The sequence below is a fragment of the Acrocarpospora corrugata genome, from assembly GCF_009687845.1.
GTDB lineage: Bacteria > Actinomycetota > Actinomycetes > Streptosporangiales > Streptosporangiaceae > Acrocarpospora > Acrocarpospora corrugata.
Genome location: NZ_BLAD01000085.1, coordinates 10,059 through 23,544 on the forward strand (window position 1 = coordinate 10,059; position 13,486 = coordinate 23,544).

Consider the following 13,486-nt stretch of genomic DNA (forward strand, 5'->3'; position numbering starts at 1 on the left):
CGGCGGGGAGGAAGGCGGCGAGTAGGGATTCGAGGTCGTCGCGGCGATTGAGCAGGTGGTCGGTTTGGGGGGAGTCGTTGCGGAGGGCGGCGCGGGCCAGGCGGGCCCGTACCAGGGCGAGGTCTTCGAGGATGGGTCTGCCTGAGCCGCGGAGGGCGCCTTCGCGTTCCAGGCGGAGTTGTTCCGAGTCCTGGCCCAGCCGGCGGACCAGCAGTTCCCAGGCCCGTGTGGCGTGTCCCGGCGTGGCCAGCGTCAGGTACGCGTCGACGGTGGTCCACAGCTTCGCGAAGAACCCGCCGCGTCGTCGCTCTGGCGTCGCGGCCGCCATGACGTCGCGGAGGGTCTCGTCCTCTCGCTGGATGAGCAGGTCGAGTAGGTCGAGCGCGGCCTCCCGGTTCCCTCGGGCGGCCTGGAAGTAGGCGTAGAGGCGCAGATTCTCGGTGCCCTCCGGGTGCAGAGTCAGCCCCCGCTCGAACAGCCGGGCCGCCTCGTCGAGGTCGCCGGCGACGGCCGTGCATCTGGCCAGCACGATCAGCGGTGCGGTCTGGAGGGGGCTGGCGGGGCCGTGGGCGGCTTCGGCGATCGTCAGTGCGCGCCGGGCGAAGGCGGTCGCCGTGTCGTCGGCTCCGATGCCCAGGTACAGGGTGGCCAGCGAGCAGAGGGGGCCGACCAGGCTGGGATGGTCGTCGCGGGCTGCCTCGATCGTCGTGATCGCGTTGCTCAGGGTGGTCGCCGCCGTCCAGTCCCCGGTCTTGAACCGCAGCCTTCCCAGGTGTCCGAGCGCCACGCCGTAGCGCGCCGAGTCGCGGCCCACCGACTCCTCCAGCAGGCCGAGCGCCTTGGTCACCAAGCTGATGGCGCGCTTGGCGTCGCCCAGTTCCTCATACCCGTGCGCTTGGTTGAGCAGCAGTGTCGTCTCCTCGACGACATCGCCGCGCGCGGTGGTCGCGGCCCGCCGGAACCAGGTTCCCGCCTCGGCGGACCTGCCCTGGCCGGACAGGCCGAGGCCGATTTCGTTCTCCGCGTCGGCGCGGCCGGAATCATCCACGCCCAGCAGGTGCAGGGCCGCGAGGGCGATCCGCTCGGCGTCGCGGAAGTCGCCGCGGTGGCGCTGGATCTTCGCGTGCGGCAGCAGGGCCCGGCCGATCCGGGGGTCGTCGGCGCCGTACCAGGTCAGGGTCAGGCCGATCGTCTCTTCCGCGAGGTCGTGGGCCTCGTCCAGGCGGCCGGCCTCGATCAGCAGCAGGGTGAGGTTCTTGCGGCTGATCAGCTGGTTGTCCTGGCTCTCGGCGAGGTCGAGGGCCGCACGGTAGTGCTGTTCCGCCGCCCCGAGGTCGCCGCGCCGCTGCGCGATGAGGCCGAGGGCGCTGCGCACCCGCCCGAGCACGTCACCGTCGCTGTCGTCGATGGCGTCCGCGAGCAGCGCCCGCGCCTCCTCGTCCCGGTGCTGCTCGACGAGGAACAGGCCCAGTTCGCGCCGGGCCGGGAGCAGTGCTTCTTCGCCCGGCGGGAGGATGTCGATCGCCTCCCTGATCAGCTCCTCGACCCCGGCGACGACGCCGTGGTCCCGGCGGACGGCCGCGAGGAACAGTTTGAGCCGCGCGGCGTCGATGCTGTCCGGGCCGGGGTCCAGTGAAACGATCCGCAACGCCTGCCCCAGCAGCCGCTCGGCCTCGTCGTAGTCTCGCGCCGCCCTGGCCGTCCTGGCCTGCTCGACCAGCAGCCGGTACGGCTCCGCCGCCGACCCGAGCCCCGGCACGTCCAGGCCGAACTCCGCCGCCACCGAGGCGGCTTTCGCCCGCAGCCGGGCGTCCAGGTGGGGCTCGGCCTCGGCGATCAGCTCCACTGCCCGGCCGGTGTCCCCGGTGGCCGCGATGATCCCGGCCACGTCGACGAGCGCGTGGAGCAGGTCCGGATCGTCAGCCGGTAACGCGGCGCGCATCTCGGTCAGCGCCCGCTCGTGCTGCCCGACCGCCTCGTCGATCCGGTCGAGGCTGTGCAGCGCGTTCGCCAGGTTGTGCCGGACCAGGAAGATCTTGTCGGGGGTCGCGCGGGCGAGCGCTTCGCCGTACCAGTGCGCGGCCTCGTCGAATCGGGCGGCGCGGTAGTGGATGTCGGCGAGGTTGTTCATTTCCGCGCCGTCGCGGTCGAACGCCGCCAGCCGCTGCTGGGCGGCCAGTTCGTTCTCCAGGTCGCCCAGGTCGTGGTAGGCCGCCCGGACCCGGGACAGGATCTCGGGTGCTTGCGGGTGCGTGTCGCCCGGTTCGAGGGATTCCAGTGCCCGGGTGGCCGCCTGCCGGGCGGTGCCGGTCGCGCCCGCGCGGGCGTAGAGCCCGGCCAGGTCGCTGTCCGTCAGAGCCGTTTCCATGGGGTTGTCGAGTGCGCGCCAGGTGTCGGCCGCGCTCAGCAGCCACCGTTCGGCCTCTTCGAGGTGCCCGGCGGCGGCGTGCACCCGGCCGAGGCCGCGGGCCGTGGCGGCGACCTTCGGGTGGGTGTCGCCCAAGGTCTCGCGGTAGAGGTCGAGCCCTCGTTCGCATAGCTGGGCGGCCTCGCCGTACTCCTCCTGGGCGAACAGCGACTCGGCGAGCGCGACCAGCAGGCGGGCCAGCGATGCGCCGGTGAACCGTCGTTCGTCCAGTGCGGCCCGGATGACCTGTTCCGCCTCCGTCGGCCGGTTCGCGGTGTTGAGCCGGGTGGCCAGGTCGGCGGCCACCCGCGCCGCGTCGAACTCCGGCACGTCGGCGTCGACGCGCTGCGACGCCAGCGTGAGCAGGGCCAGCGCCCGGTCAGGATCGGACTGGACGTTCGCGAAGCTGACCACCAATCCGGGCACCAGCTCCGGGGCGGCCTCGTCCAGGACCAGGACGGCGTCGGTGAACAGCTCCTCCTGGTTTTCGAGGACGGCCTGCTGGGCCAGCTGCTGTCCGAACTCGGCCGAACCCGCGCCGAAGACCCGGCGGGCCAGCTCGACCAGCTCGGCGGCCAGGCCGCGCGCGCCCTCGGTGTCGCCCTGCTGGTGCAGCAGGACCTGCTGGGCGGCCAGCCGCCGGTACTCGGCCTCGCCCGCCGTCTGCGGCTCGACGGCGGGCTCCCGCCCGGCCGCGAGGCGGCGCAGGTCGGCCAGCCGGTCGGGGGCGTCCGGCGGCAACTGCCCGGCGCTGTCGCGCAGCGTGCCGTCGAAGAGTTCGATCAGCTCGTCGGAGAGCAGGTAGGGGGCGGTGGCCACGAGCGTGGCCACCTCGGCGGGGGACCGGGCGTAGATGACGTCGGTGAGGGTTTCGACGATCTCGTCGCGTCCCGTCTGCGCGTAGTGCTCCAGGCGGGTGCGGCGCAGGGCGGTGACCGCGCCGGGGACGCGCTCCCTGGCCGCGACGGTGAGATGCTCGTGGGCTTCGACGTACTGGCCGGCGGCCAGCAGGGCCGAGCCCAGGTTGAGCCGGATCGTGGCCTCCGCCGGCGCGAGTTCGAGCGCGGCGCGCAGTTCCGCGACGGCTTCGTCCAGCCGCCGTTCGCGGACCAGCAGGCCGCCACGGTCGGAGCGGAGGTACCAGGCCCGGGGATCGTCGGCGATCAGCAGGTCCAGGTCGGCGAGGGCGGCCGGGGTCTGGCCGGTGTCGGCGTAGGCCAGCGCCCGGTTGTAGCGGGCGTCGGCTTCGTCAGGTCGCCGGTCCAGAACCCAGGTCAGCTCCCGGATCGCCGCCGCCGGGTCGCCCGTCCCGAGCAGAGCGAGCCCACGGCCGAGCCTGGCGGGGAGGTCGTCCGGATGCTGTGCTAGGTGCTCGTCGTAGGCCGCCTTCGCCTCGGCGAACCGGCCCATGCCCTGCAGCCTTCGTGCGCGCTCCAACGTCATGATTCATGGTGGGCGCACCCGTACGGGCGAGGGAAGAGCGGGCTTTCGCCCGGTAACGCAGCACCTGCCACACAGCGATCCCCCAGATCGGGTACTGCGCGGCCAGCGCCAGCCGGAAGTTCCCGTGCAGGTCGAGGCCGACGCCGATCAGCCCGAGCACCAGCACGGTGACCAGGAAGCCGCCGCCGTTGACGATCCCGGCGGCGACGCCGATCCGTTCCGCGGGGTTGAAGGTCCGCGCGTAGTCGAAGCCGACCACCGAGCCGGGGCCGTTGGCGGCCAGCACCGCCATGTGCGCGACCAGCAGCCAGCCCGGCGCGTGCCCCGGCCAGAGCAGCAGGACCGTCCAGGAGATCGCCGTGCTGCCGACGATCACCAGCACCATCCGGGACCGCCGGGTCGGGAAACGCCCGGCGATCCAGCCGAACAGCGGGTTGTACGCCAGGGACAGCACGGTCAGCGCGGTGATCATCCCGGCCGCCGCCTGCGGGCTCAGCCCCTGGTCCTTGACCAGGTACGGATGCCCCCACAACATCAGGAACGCCGCACCCGACGACTGGGTGGCGGCGTGCGCCCACATGCCCAGCCGGGTGCCGGGCTCCGCCCACGCGGCCCGTACGCCCCGGGCCTCCCCGGCGGCGGCCGGACGGGTCTCCCGCAGCCCCAGCAGCACGACGATCAGGGCGACCGCGCTGAGCCCGGCCGCGCCGAGGAAGGTGGGCGTCCAGCCGTACCGGTGCAGGGCGGTGATCAGGGGGACCGCGGCCGCGATGGCGCCGATGGCGCCGAGCAGGCCGGTGAGCTGGACCATGAGCGGGTTGCGGCGGGGCGGGAAGTAGAGGTTGATCATCCGGATCACGCTGATGAACGCCATCGCGTCGCCGCCGCCGACCAGCACCCGGGCCGCCACCGCGCCCACCAGGTCGGCGGCGAAGGCGAAGATCAGTTGCCCCGCGCCCATGATCAGGGCTCCGGCCAGCAGCATGCGCTTGGAGCCGTACCGGTCGACCAGGATGCCGACCGGGATCTGCATCGCCGCGTACACCAGCAGCTGGAGCATGGCCAGCATGGACAGGCCGGTCGCGCCGAGGGTGAAACGTTCGGCCGCGTCCAGGCCGCTCACGCTGAGGGTCTGGCGCTGGAAGACGGCCACGGCGTACCCGAGAACGCCGATCAGCCAGAAAATCAGCGCCTTCCATCCCCCCGCCATAGCGACAACTTTACCTTTAATATATTTTTTCGGGATAAACGGGGTGGCCGTTTGGCACTGTCGTGGGGAATCCAGCAGGATCGGGCAGATGAGAACCCGGATCCTGGCCGTCGTGGCGCTGCTGGCCCCGCTCGCCGTCCCCGCCACCGCGGCCGCCGCCACCGCCGCGCCCGTTTCCGGGGCGGTCTTCTACCGTTTCACCGACAAGGTCAACGTCTACCGCTACCTGGCGGGCAAGTTCACCAAGACCAGCGTCGGCGGCGCCGGCCAGTTCGCCGCCTCGCCCGACGGCAAGAAGGTCGCCTGGGTCGACTACAACAGCAAGCTGCACGTGACCTCCGGCCAGACCGACAAGATCGTCGCCAAGAACGTGATCTTCGGCGCGCCGTGCGCCACACCGGTCTGGTCCGCCGACTCCAAGCGCCTGGCCTTCCCGATGACCGGCACCGAGGGCATGGCCCCGATCGGAGTCGTCAACGCCGACGGCACCGGTGCCAGGAAAGCCGGCAAAACCTACGGCGTCTGCCACCTGGCCTGGTCCGCCAACGGCCGCTACCTGGCCGGCTACGCCGGCACCACCGAAGGCGTCTACCTACTCGATCTGACCAGCGGCAAAACCCGCAAATCCGCCGGCATCAAGCTCGCCAACCACGTCCAGAGCCTCTCCCCGGACGGCCGCAAAGTCGTCATCCACACCCTCAAGCCATCCGACCCCGGCGGCGACGGCGCCTGGCCGACCTGGTTCCCCCCGACCGTGGTCGACACCGTCACCGGCGCGAGGATCGCCCTCCCCGTCAAAGGCACCCTGATCGGCGCGATCTACCTCCGCGACGGCCGCCTGGCGGTCCGGGTCAAGGGCGCCACCCGCAACACGGTCGTCATCCTCAGCCCCGCGCTCAAGCAGCTCCAGCGCTTCGCCGAACCCGCCAACACCCGCACCATGGGCCTGCTTCAGCTGCTCTGAGCCGCACCCGACAGATAGACGCACTCACCGCTCCGCCGGGCCCGCTGCCCCGCCACTAACCTCTCCAGCAGGTAAGGCGGCAGCAACCCCGCCGCCTCCTCCGCCGTGAAGAACCCGTACGCGTCCAGTTCGTCCTCCTGCAGCACGATGCCATCCCCATCAGGCAACGTCCCACAGTCGAACAGAAAGTGCACCAACGCGTACGGCCGATCGCTCAACTCCGGCACCCAGTGCACGGTCAGCAACCGCCCCACCGCCAACTCCAGCCCGATCTCCTCCCTGATCTCCCGCCCACACCCGACCTCAGGGCTCTCCCCGTCATCCACATGCCCCCCCGGCCACCCCCAATGGTCCCGATAGTTCGGCTTGACCAGCAGGACCCGGTCGGCAGGATCGGTGATGAACGCCCCAGAGGCGGGGATCACGCGATACAGCCCGGCGTAGAACTCATCAGCGGGGATCACGCCCACGACTGTAGCCGGAGATTCGGTCCGTGCCCTATCTGGATAACTGGACCACCCGATACTCGAACGGATCCGCTCTGGCACACCCAGCGCCGGTACTTATTCGGTTTCGTCGCCATTTCCCATGCCGTGCCGCCGCCGTCGGATCCGGCCGGGGGTATCCCCTACTCCGATACTCGGGTTTACCCCTAGACCTCACGAATGAGGGATGTACCCCTCAGGCAGTACGGGGGATTTGGCTTTTGCGGTGGAGGTTTCTTGGGGTTCCGATTCCTAACGTTAAAGGAAACGTAAAGGGGATCGGATATGAGAATTCGTAGGAATCTCGCTGCGACGGTGGGTGGGTGGAGTGCCCGGCATCGGTGGTGGGCGTTGCTGATCTGGGTGGGGTTCGTGGCTGCCGCGACCTTCGCGGGGAGCGTGGTGGAGACGGGGGAGATGCGGGGGTACGAGGGCTCCAATGGGGATTCCCGGGTCGCGGAAGAGATTCTGGACGGGGCGAAGTACAAGGATGTGGCCAGCGAGATCGTGTTCGTGCAGAGCGACACGCTGGTGGTGGACGACCCCGAGTTCCGGGCGGCGGTGGAGGCGGTTACCGCGGCGGTGAACGGGACGGGGCAGGTGGAGCATGTGCGCACGCCGTACGACGCCGAGCCGTCGCCGGTCAGTGGGGACAAGCGGACCACGCTCGTGCAGTTCGATATGAAGGGCGCGGGGGAGAGCGCGGACGAGCGGGTGCAGCCGGTGCTGGACGCGGTCGCGGGGGTCGCCAAGGCGCATCCGGGGCTGCGGATCGAGCAGGCCGGCGGGGCGAGCGCGGACAAGTTGATCGGCGAGGCCATCGAGCAGGACTTCGTCCGGGCCGAGCAGCTGTCGCTGCCGATCACGATCGGTATTCTGCTGGCCGCGTTCGGGGCGCTGCTGGCGGCGCTGATCCCGGTCGCGCTGGCGATGACGGCGATCTTCTCGGCCACCGGCCTGCTCGCGTTGACCAGCCAGTTGCTGCACGTGGACAGCGCCACCACGAACGTGATGCTGCTGATCGGCCTGGCCGTCGGGGTGGACTACTCGCTCTTCTACATCATGCGGGAGCGCGAGGAACGGGCGAAGGGCCGGGACAAGCGGCGGGCCATCGAGATCGCGGCGGCCACCTCGGGGCGGGCGGTGCTGGTCTCCGGGATCACGGTCATCGTGGCCATGGCGGGGATGTTCCTGACCGGCAACGGCGTCTTCATGGGCTTCGCGGAGGGCACCATCCTGGTGGTGCTGACCGCGGTGGTCGGCTCGCTGACCGTGCTGCCCGCGCTGCTGTCCCTGATCGGCGACAAGATCGACGCTCGGGTCGTGCACGGAACCGTCCGGGTCGCGACGCGGGGGCGCGTGACATGGCGGCGAATCCTGGGCGTGCGCGGCGGCGAGAGCAGGTTCTGGCACGCGGTGCTGCGCCCGGTGCTCAAGCACCCGGTGATCGCCGTGGTGGTCTCCAGCGGCCTGCTGATCGCGCTGGCGATCCCGGCGCTCGGCCTCAAGCCGGGCCCGACCACCATCGACGACCTGCAGGGCGACTACGCCATCGCGGACACGTTCAAGTCGATCGACAAGGCGTTCCCCGGCGGTAACGAGCCGGCCGTGGTCGTGGTCAAGGCCGCCGACGTGACCAGCCCCGAGATGACCGCCAAGATCGAGGACTTCAAGCGCGAGGCGTTCGCCACCGGCGAGGCCAACGAACCCTTCAGTGTCTCGATAAATCCGGATAAGACGGTGGCGCGGATTGATATCGCGATCAAGGGCACCGGCACCGACGAGGTCTCCGAGCAGGCCATCCACACGCTGCGCGACAAGGTCATCCCGGCCACCCTGCCCGGCGCCCACGTCACCGGCAGCACGGCCGGCTCGATGGACTTCAACGACCAGATGGTCAAGACTCTCCCGCTGGTCTTCGGCTTCGTGCTGCTGCTCGCCTTCCTGCTCCTGCTGATGTCCTTCCGCTCCCTGGTGGTCGCGATCAAGGCCATCCTGCTCAACCTGCTCTCCGTCGCGGCCGCCTACGGCGTCCTCGTCCTGATCTTCCAGGACGGGTACGGTGAGAGCCTCCTCGGCTTCGAATCCACCGGAACCATCACCGACTGGCTCCCGCTGTTCCTGTTCGTGATCCTGTTCGGCCTCTCGATGGACTACCACGTCTTCATCCTGAGCCGGATCCGGGAGGCGTACGACAAGGGCATGCGCACCGAGGACGCGGTCACCCACGGCATCACCAGCACCGCTGGCGTGGTCACCAGCGCCGCGCTGATCATGGTGGCCGTCTTCGCGGTCTTCTCGACCCTGTCCCTGCTGTCCTTCATGCAGATGGGCGTCGGCCTGGCGGTGGCGATCCTGCTCGACGCCACCATCGTCCGCGCGGTCCTGCTCCCCGCCACCATGAAGCTGCTCGGCGACTGGAACTGGTATCTGCCGCGCTGGCTCAACTGGCTCCCGGAACTCTCCCACGGCGACGACGACGACCAGATCGCCCCGGCCCGGAAGGAACCCGCACTCGTCTGAGAAACGCCGAGAGCCCCGGAGCGATCCGGGGCTCTCGTGCTGTCTCAGGCCTCGACGGTGGCCGGGCGTTCGATCATGCTCTCCGGGATGACCACGATCGCCGTGGTGCCGCCGTACGGGGACGGGCGCAGGGTCACCGCGATCTTGTTGCGGTGGGCCAGCCGGCCGACCACGAACAGGCCGAGCCGGTCGCTGTCGGCCAGGTTGAACTCCATCGGCCCGGCCAGCCGCTCGTTCATGGCCGCGAACTCGCCCGCGTTCATGCCCAGACCCCGGTCCTCGACCTCGACGATGACCCCGCCCCGGCCGGGTTCGGCCCGCACGTAGACCTTCGTGTACGGCGGAGAGAAGATCGTCGCGTTCTCCAGCAGCTCCGCGATCAGGTGGGTGACGTCGGCGACGGCAGCCCCCGTCAGCGACACCGCCGGCATCGGGAGCACGTTCACCCGCCCGTAGTCCTCCACCTCGGCCAGCGCGCCGCGGACCACGTCCAGCATCGGGACCGGCTTGCGCCAGCCGCGGCCGGGCACCGCGTCGGAGAGGATGATCAGGTTCTCCGCGTGGCGGCGCATGCGGGTGGTCAGGTGGTCCAGGCGGAACAGGTCCTCCAGGGCCTCCGGGTTCTCCTCGCGGCGCTCCATCGTGTCCAGCTGGGTCAGCTGCTTGTGCAGCAGCGACTGGCTGCGCCTGGCCAGGTTGAGGAAGACCAGGCCGACGCCCTTGCGTAGCCGTACCTGGCCGGCGGCGGCCTCGATCGCGGTGCTCTGCACCGAGTTGAGGGCCTTGGCGACGTGCTCGATCTCCAGGATCGCGTCCGGCATGGCGGGCACCTCGCCGGGCTCCTCAAGCTCCTGGCCCTGCTGGAGCTGGTCGACCGCGCGCGGCAGCCGGACGTGCGCCAGGTTGAGGGCGGCGGTGCGGAGCTGGGTGAGCTCGCGGGTGAGGCGGCGGGTGAACCGGAGCGAGATGATCACCGTCATCACGATCGCGATCAGGCCGAGACCGCCGGTCAGGCCGATCCTGAGCAGCACGCCGATCGCGGCCGGGATGACCCGGGCGATCAGGCGCTCCACCGAGGCGACCTGGTTGCGCTCGACCTCGGTCCAGTAGAGGTCCACCACCACCTGTGCGTCGGGGGGCGCCTCGCCCTTGGCGACCTTGTCCTCCAGGGCCAGGAAGTTGGCCTGGGCCTGGGTCGGCGCGTACGGCGCGGCCAGTTCGGCGTCGAGTTCGGACAGGGCCTTGCCGTACTGGAACCTGCGGGTGGCGGCGGCGTCGGTGAAGGCGGCGCGGGCGGGCGGGTCGAAGCCGCCGACGATCAGGGCGCGCTGCCGGGCCAGCAGTTCCTTGGCCTGGCCGAGCGAGGTGACCGCGCGGGCCTGCCGGTAGATGGGGGTGTCGGGGACCAGGATCATCGTGTCGTACATCCGGAACGTGACGTCCACGATCCGGTTGTACGCCTCGATCACCCGGAGCCGGGTCGCGCCCTGGTCGGCCTCGGTCCTGATCGCGGGCAGGTCGTCGAGCTGGTCGAAGACGGCGGTCAGGTGCGGCCGGAGGTCCTCGTCGACGTCGATGTCACCGGCCAGGCCGCGGAAGGTGGCGACGGCCTTGTCGGTTTCGGCGCGCTGCACGTCGAGCGGGCTGCCGGCGACGGTGAGCAGCCGCTCGTGCTGGAGCTCGATGATCACTTGCTCGGACGGGTTGGCGATGGCGTTGGTGATGGCGTTGATCTGGAGCAACCGCAGGCCGTCCACGCCGGTCAGACCGGCGGCGAGCGCCCATAGGGCGATCAGTGCGATTAGCGGAGGAACGACCAGGGTCACAACCTGGAACCGGATGGGTCGAGTACGCATACCGTCCCTGACAGTTTGTGGTGGAATGCACCCCCAGAGATCATCGTTGAGGTTACACCCATTGGAGCTCCCGTGCCCCGGTCATCTTCGGGCTGGACCATCGCCGTTTTCGGCGTTCTCGCTTTCATCCTCGGTCTGGTGGGGCTTTTCTCCCCGTCAACCCTGCTCGGCATGCTGGGCTTCGAGGCGCTTGAGCAGCGCGCTCCCGGCGACTACACGCTTGTCTATATGGCGGCTTCCTCGATGGCCGCCATCAACATGGGGGTTTACTACGTTTTCGCAGCGGCCTCCGAATTCCGTTCCTTCTACCTTTGGACGGTTCCATTCCGTCTAGTCACCTTTAGCGTCTTCACCTTTCTGGTCGTCACCGAGGCCGCTCCGGCGGAGTTCATCGGCGTCGGCCTCTGGGAGGGCGTCGGCGCGCTGATCACCGGCGTGGCGCTGTGGATCGAGTCCCGCCGTGGGGTCACGACCCGGTGGATCCCCGAGAGACAACTGGTCGCCTAGCCCAGGTCTCGATGAGCGCGCGGTCGCGTGCGGGCAGCCGGAGCGTGGCGGGCAGGCTGTCCGGCGGCGGTGTGACCTCGAAGACGAAGCGGCGGCCGGTGACTCCGGTCGCGCTGGTGTAGTCGGCGGCCCCGGCGTAGGTCGGCGGACCGGGATGCAGGCGCGCGATCGCCTGTTCCAGGCTTTCGCCGGGGCCGACGATCGTGGCCGGCAGCCGGTCGGTCTCCGCGTCGGAGACCAGCAGCAGGCCGCCGCCGGCCGCCGCGAGCACGGCCACGGTGAGCTCTTCGCAGCTGGACCTGGCCGCTTCCGCGCGCAGTTCGTCGAGGCGGGGGCGTTCCCAGCCGTGCAGGGAGAAGAACGTGTCGCGCTGGGCCTCGATGGCCGCGGCCACCCGCGGGACGGTGTTCGAGGGGAGCTCCCCCACCGGAAACCATGCGATTTTTTCGCATTTATCGGGTTCTGTGTTGGTGGGGGTTCCGGACCAGGACCGGGCCACCAGGAAGAAGCCGATCCGGCCGGCGCAGCCCGGATTGCGGTGGTGCATGACGTGGACGACGTCGAGTTCGCCCACCTCGATCCCGAGTTCCTCGCTGGCCTCGCGGGCTCCGGCGTCGAGCACCGATTCGCCCTCGTCGAGATGGCCGGACGGCATCGCGATCCACTCGCCGTCCGCGTACCCGGTGTTCCGGCGCAGGCCGAGCAGCACCCGGTCGCCGTCGAACAGGAGCACGCTCACGTCCACCACCGGGCGGTAGCGCCGACGCGCGGTCAGCAGCTCCGGGAGCACGGCCGCGTTGCCGAGGATGAACTCCCGCAACTCCACCGGCACCAGGTTCACCGAGCCGACGTCGGCGGGACGGACGCGCTGGATCTCGTGGCCGCTCTGATCGTGGAATTCGGCGCCGGTGCGGCGGGACAGGTCCAGCTCGACCAGGCCGGCCACGTAGACCGTGCTCCGGTAGCCGGGTTCGACCAGCGTGAACACCGGCACGACCGGTCCTGCGGTCGCGCCGAGCTCTTCGGCGAGTTCCCGCCGGAGGGCGGCTTCTGGGGAGGCGTCCTCGGGCTCGATGCCGCCGCCGGGAGTGACCCAGTACGGCTCGCGTCCCGCCTTGTCCCGCCGGAAGAGGACGAGTTCGTCGCCGTCGAAGAGCAGGGCGCGGACGCTGTGCCGTACTGGGCTCATGGCCTGATTATCCGAGGCGGGCCAGTTCCTCCGGCGTGAGAGTCAGGTCCAGCGCGCCCAGGGAGTCCCTGATCGTGTCCGGGTGGCTGGAGCCGGGGATCGGGATCACCACCGGGCTGCGGGCCAGCAGCCAGGCCAGGCAGACCTGCTGCGGTGAGACGCCGCGCTCCTCGGCGACCTCGCCGAAGGCGGCGTGCGCGCTGCCCAGCTGCCGGGCCGAGCCCATGCCGCCCAGCGGCGACCAGGGCAGGAACGCCAGGCCCAGCTCCTCGCACACGTCGATCTCCGGCTCGCTGCTCCGGAACCGGGGCGAATACTCGTTCTGCACGCTGACCAGGCCGGGCCCGAGGATCTCCTTGGCCTCCCTGATCTGCGCCGGGTTGGCGTTCGAGATCCCGGCGGCCCGGATCTTCCCGGCCTCCAGGAGCTCCTTCAGCGCGCCGATGCTCTCCGCGTACGGCACCATGGTGTCGGGCCGGTGGTGCTGGTAGAGCGCGATGCTCTCCACGCCGAGCGCCTTCAGCGACTTCTCGCACGCCTCCCGCAGATACGCGAGGCTGCCGTTCAATCCCCAGCCGCCGCCGGCCACCCGGGTGTGCCCGCCCTTGGTGGCGACCAGCACGTCGTCCGAGTCGCCGTCCCAGGAGGCGAGCGCCTTCGCGATGAGCCGCTCGTTGTGCCCGACGTCGCGGTGGGACGGGGTGTACGCGTCCGCGGTGTCGATCAGCGTGACGCCCGCGTCCAGGGCGGCGTGCACGGTCCTGATCGACTGCTCCTCGTCCGGCATGTGCCCCAGAACCGACATGGGCATCCCGCCAAGACCGATGGCGCTGACGCTCGCGGTACCGATGTTTCGGGTTCTCATGCGCCCACCTTGCCGCCTGGAGTGGGCTCCAGGTCAA

The 13,486-nt window shown here is 70.3% G+C and carries 8 protein-coding genes and 1 pseudogene; 3 read left to right on the top strand and 6 right to left on the bottom strand.

The window, feature by feature from the left end; genetic code table 11:
- Positions 1–3,817, bottom strand: a 3,817-nt coding sequence (locus Acor_RS45665) for a tetratricopeptide repeat protein (RefSeq protein WP_155340728.1), incomplete at its 3' end; no start/stop codon positions are given.
- 205 nt (positions 3,818–4,022) lie between these two features.
- Positions 4,023–5,060, bottom strand: a pseudogene (locus Acor_RS43560) (MFS transporter); the annotation flags it as partial.
- Between the two features lie 88 nt (positions 5,061–5,148).
- Between Acor_RS43560 and Acor_RS33185 the strand changes: the two are divergent.
- Entirely contained in the window at positions 5,149–6,024 is an 876-nt protein-coding gene (locus Acor_RS33185; RefSeq protein ID WP_155340729.1) for a TolB family protein, read from the top strand.
- Here the strand turns inward: Acor_RS33185 and Acor_RS33190 are convergent.
- On the bottom strand, positions 6,012–6,488 hold the full coding sequence (locus Acor_RS33190) for an NUDIX domain-containing protein (RefSeq protein WP_218034631.1): 477 nt from the start codon (positions 6,486–6,488) through the stop codon (positions 6,012–6,014). The genes Acor_RS33185 and Acor_RS33190 overlap by 13 nt on opposite strands.
- 306 nt (positions 6,489–6,794) lie before the next feature.
- Between Acor_RS33190 and Acor_RS33195 the strand changes: the two genes are divergently transcribed.
- Positions 6,795–9,032, top strand: coding sequence for an MMPL family transporter (locus Acor_RS33195; RefSeq protein WP_155340731.1), 2,238 nt, complete (start codon positions 6,795–6,797; stop codon positions 9,030–9,032).
- Positions 9,033–9,076: 44 nt separating this feature from the next.
- On the opposite strand, the gene Acor_RS33200 is transcribed toward Acor_RS33195, so the two are convergent.
- The gene (locus Acor_RS33200) at positions 9,077–10,888 is read right to left on the bottom strand and encodes a sensor histidine kinase (RefSeq protein ID WP_155340732.1); all 1,812 of its coding nucleotides are present in this window, start codon (positions 10,886–10,888) and stop codon (positions 9,077–9,079) included.
- A gap of 72 nt (positions 10,889–10,960) precedes the next feature.
- On the opposite strand from Acor_RS33200, the gene Acor_RS33205 reads away from it, so the two are divergent.
- Positions 10,961–11,395 carry a hypothetical protein gene (locus tag Acor_RS33205; RefSeq protein ID WP_246239482.1) on the top strand — a complete coding sequence of 145 codons (435 nt, stop codon included), beginning with the start codon at positions 10,961–10,963 and terminating at the stop codon, positions 11,393–11,395.
- Here the strand turns inward: Acor_RS33205 and Acor_RS43565 are convergent.
- Together Acor_RS43565 and Acor_RS33220 are read right to left on the bottom strand one after the other, a co-directional pair.
- On the bottom strand, positions 11,355–12,584 hold the full coding sequence (locus Acor_RS43565; RefSeq protein WP_218034632.1) for an NUDIX hydrolase: 1,230 nt from the start codon (positions 12,582–12,584) through the stop codon (positions 11,355–11,357). The genes Acor_RS33205 and Acor_RS43565 overlap by 41 nt on opposite strands.
- Positions 12,585–12,591: 7 nt before the next feature.
- Positions 12,592–13,449 carry an aldo/keto reductase gene (locus Acor_RS33220; RefSeq protein ID WP_155340733.1) on the bottom strand — a complete coding sequence of 286 codons (858 nt, stop codon included), beginning with the start codon at positions 13,447–13,449 and terminating at the stop codon, positions 12,592–12,594.
- Between the last annotated feature and the right edge of the window lie 37 nt (positions 13,450–13,486).

What these genes read in the sequence shown, in the direction of transcription:
- Acor_RS33220 (WP_155340733.1), bottom strand. Translation starts at nt 13,449, where the DNA reads ATGAGAACCCGAAACATCGGTACCGCGAGCGTCAGCGCCATCGGTCTT.
- Acor_RS43565 (WP_218034632.1), bottom strand. Translation starts at nt 12,584, where the DNA reads ATGAGCCCAGTACGGCACAGCGTCCGCGCCCTGCTCTTCGACGGCGAC.
- Acor_RS33200 (WP_155340732.1), bottom strand. Translation starts at nt 10,888, where the DNA reads ATGCGTACTCGACCCATCCGGTTCCAGGTTGTGACCCTGGTCGTTCCT.
- Acor_RS33185 (WP_155340729.1), top strand. Translation starts at nt 5,149, where the DNA reads ATGAGAACCCGGATCCTGGCCGTCGTGGCGCTGCTGGCCCCGCTCGCC.
- Acor_RS33195 (WP_155340731.1), top strand. Translation starts at nt 6,795, where the DNA reads ATGAGAATTCGTAGGAATCTCGCTGCGACGGTGGGTGGGTGGAGTGCC.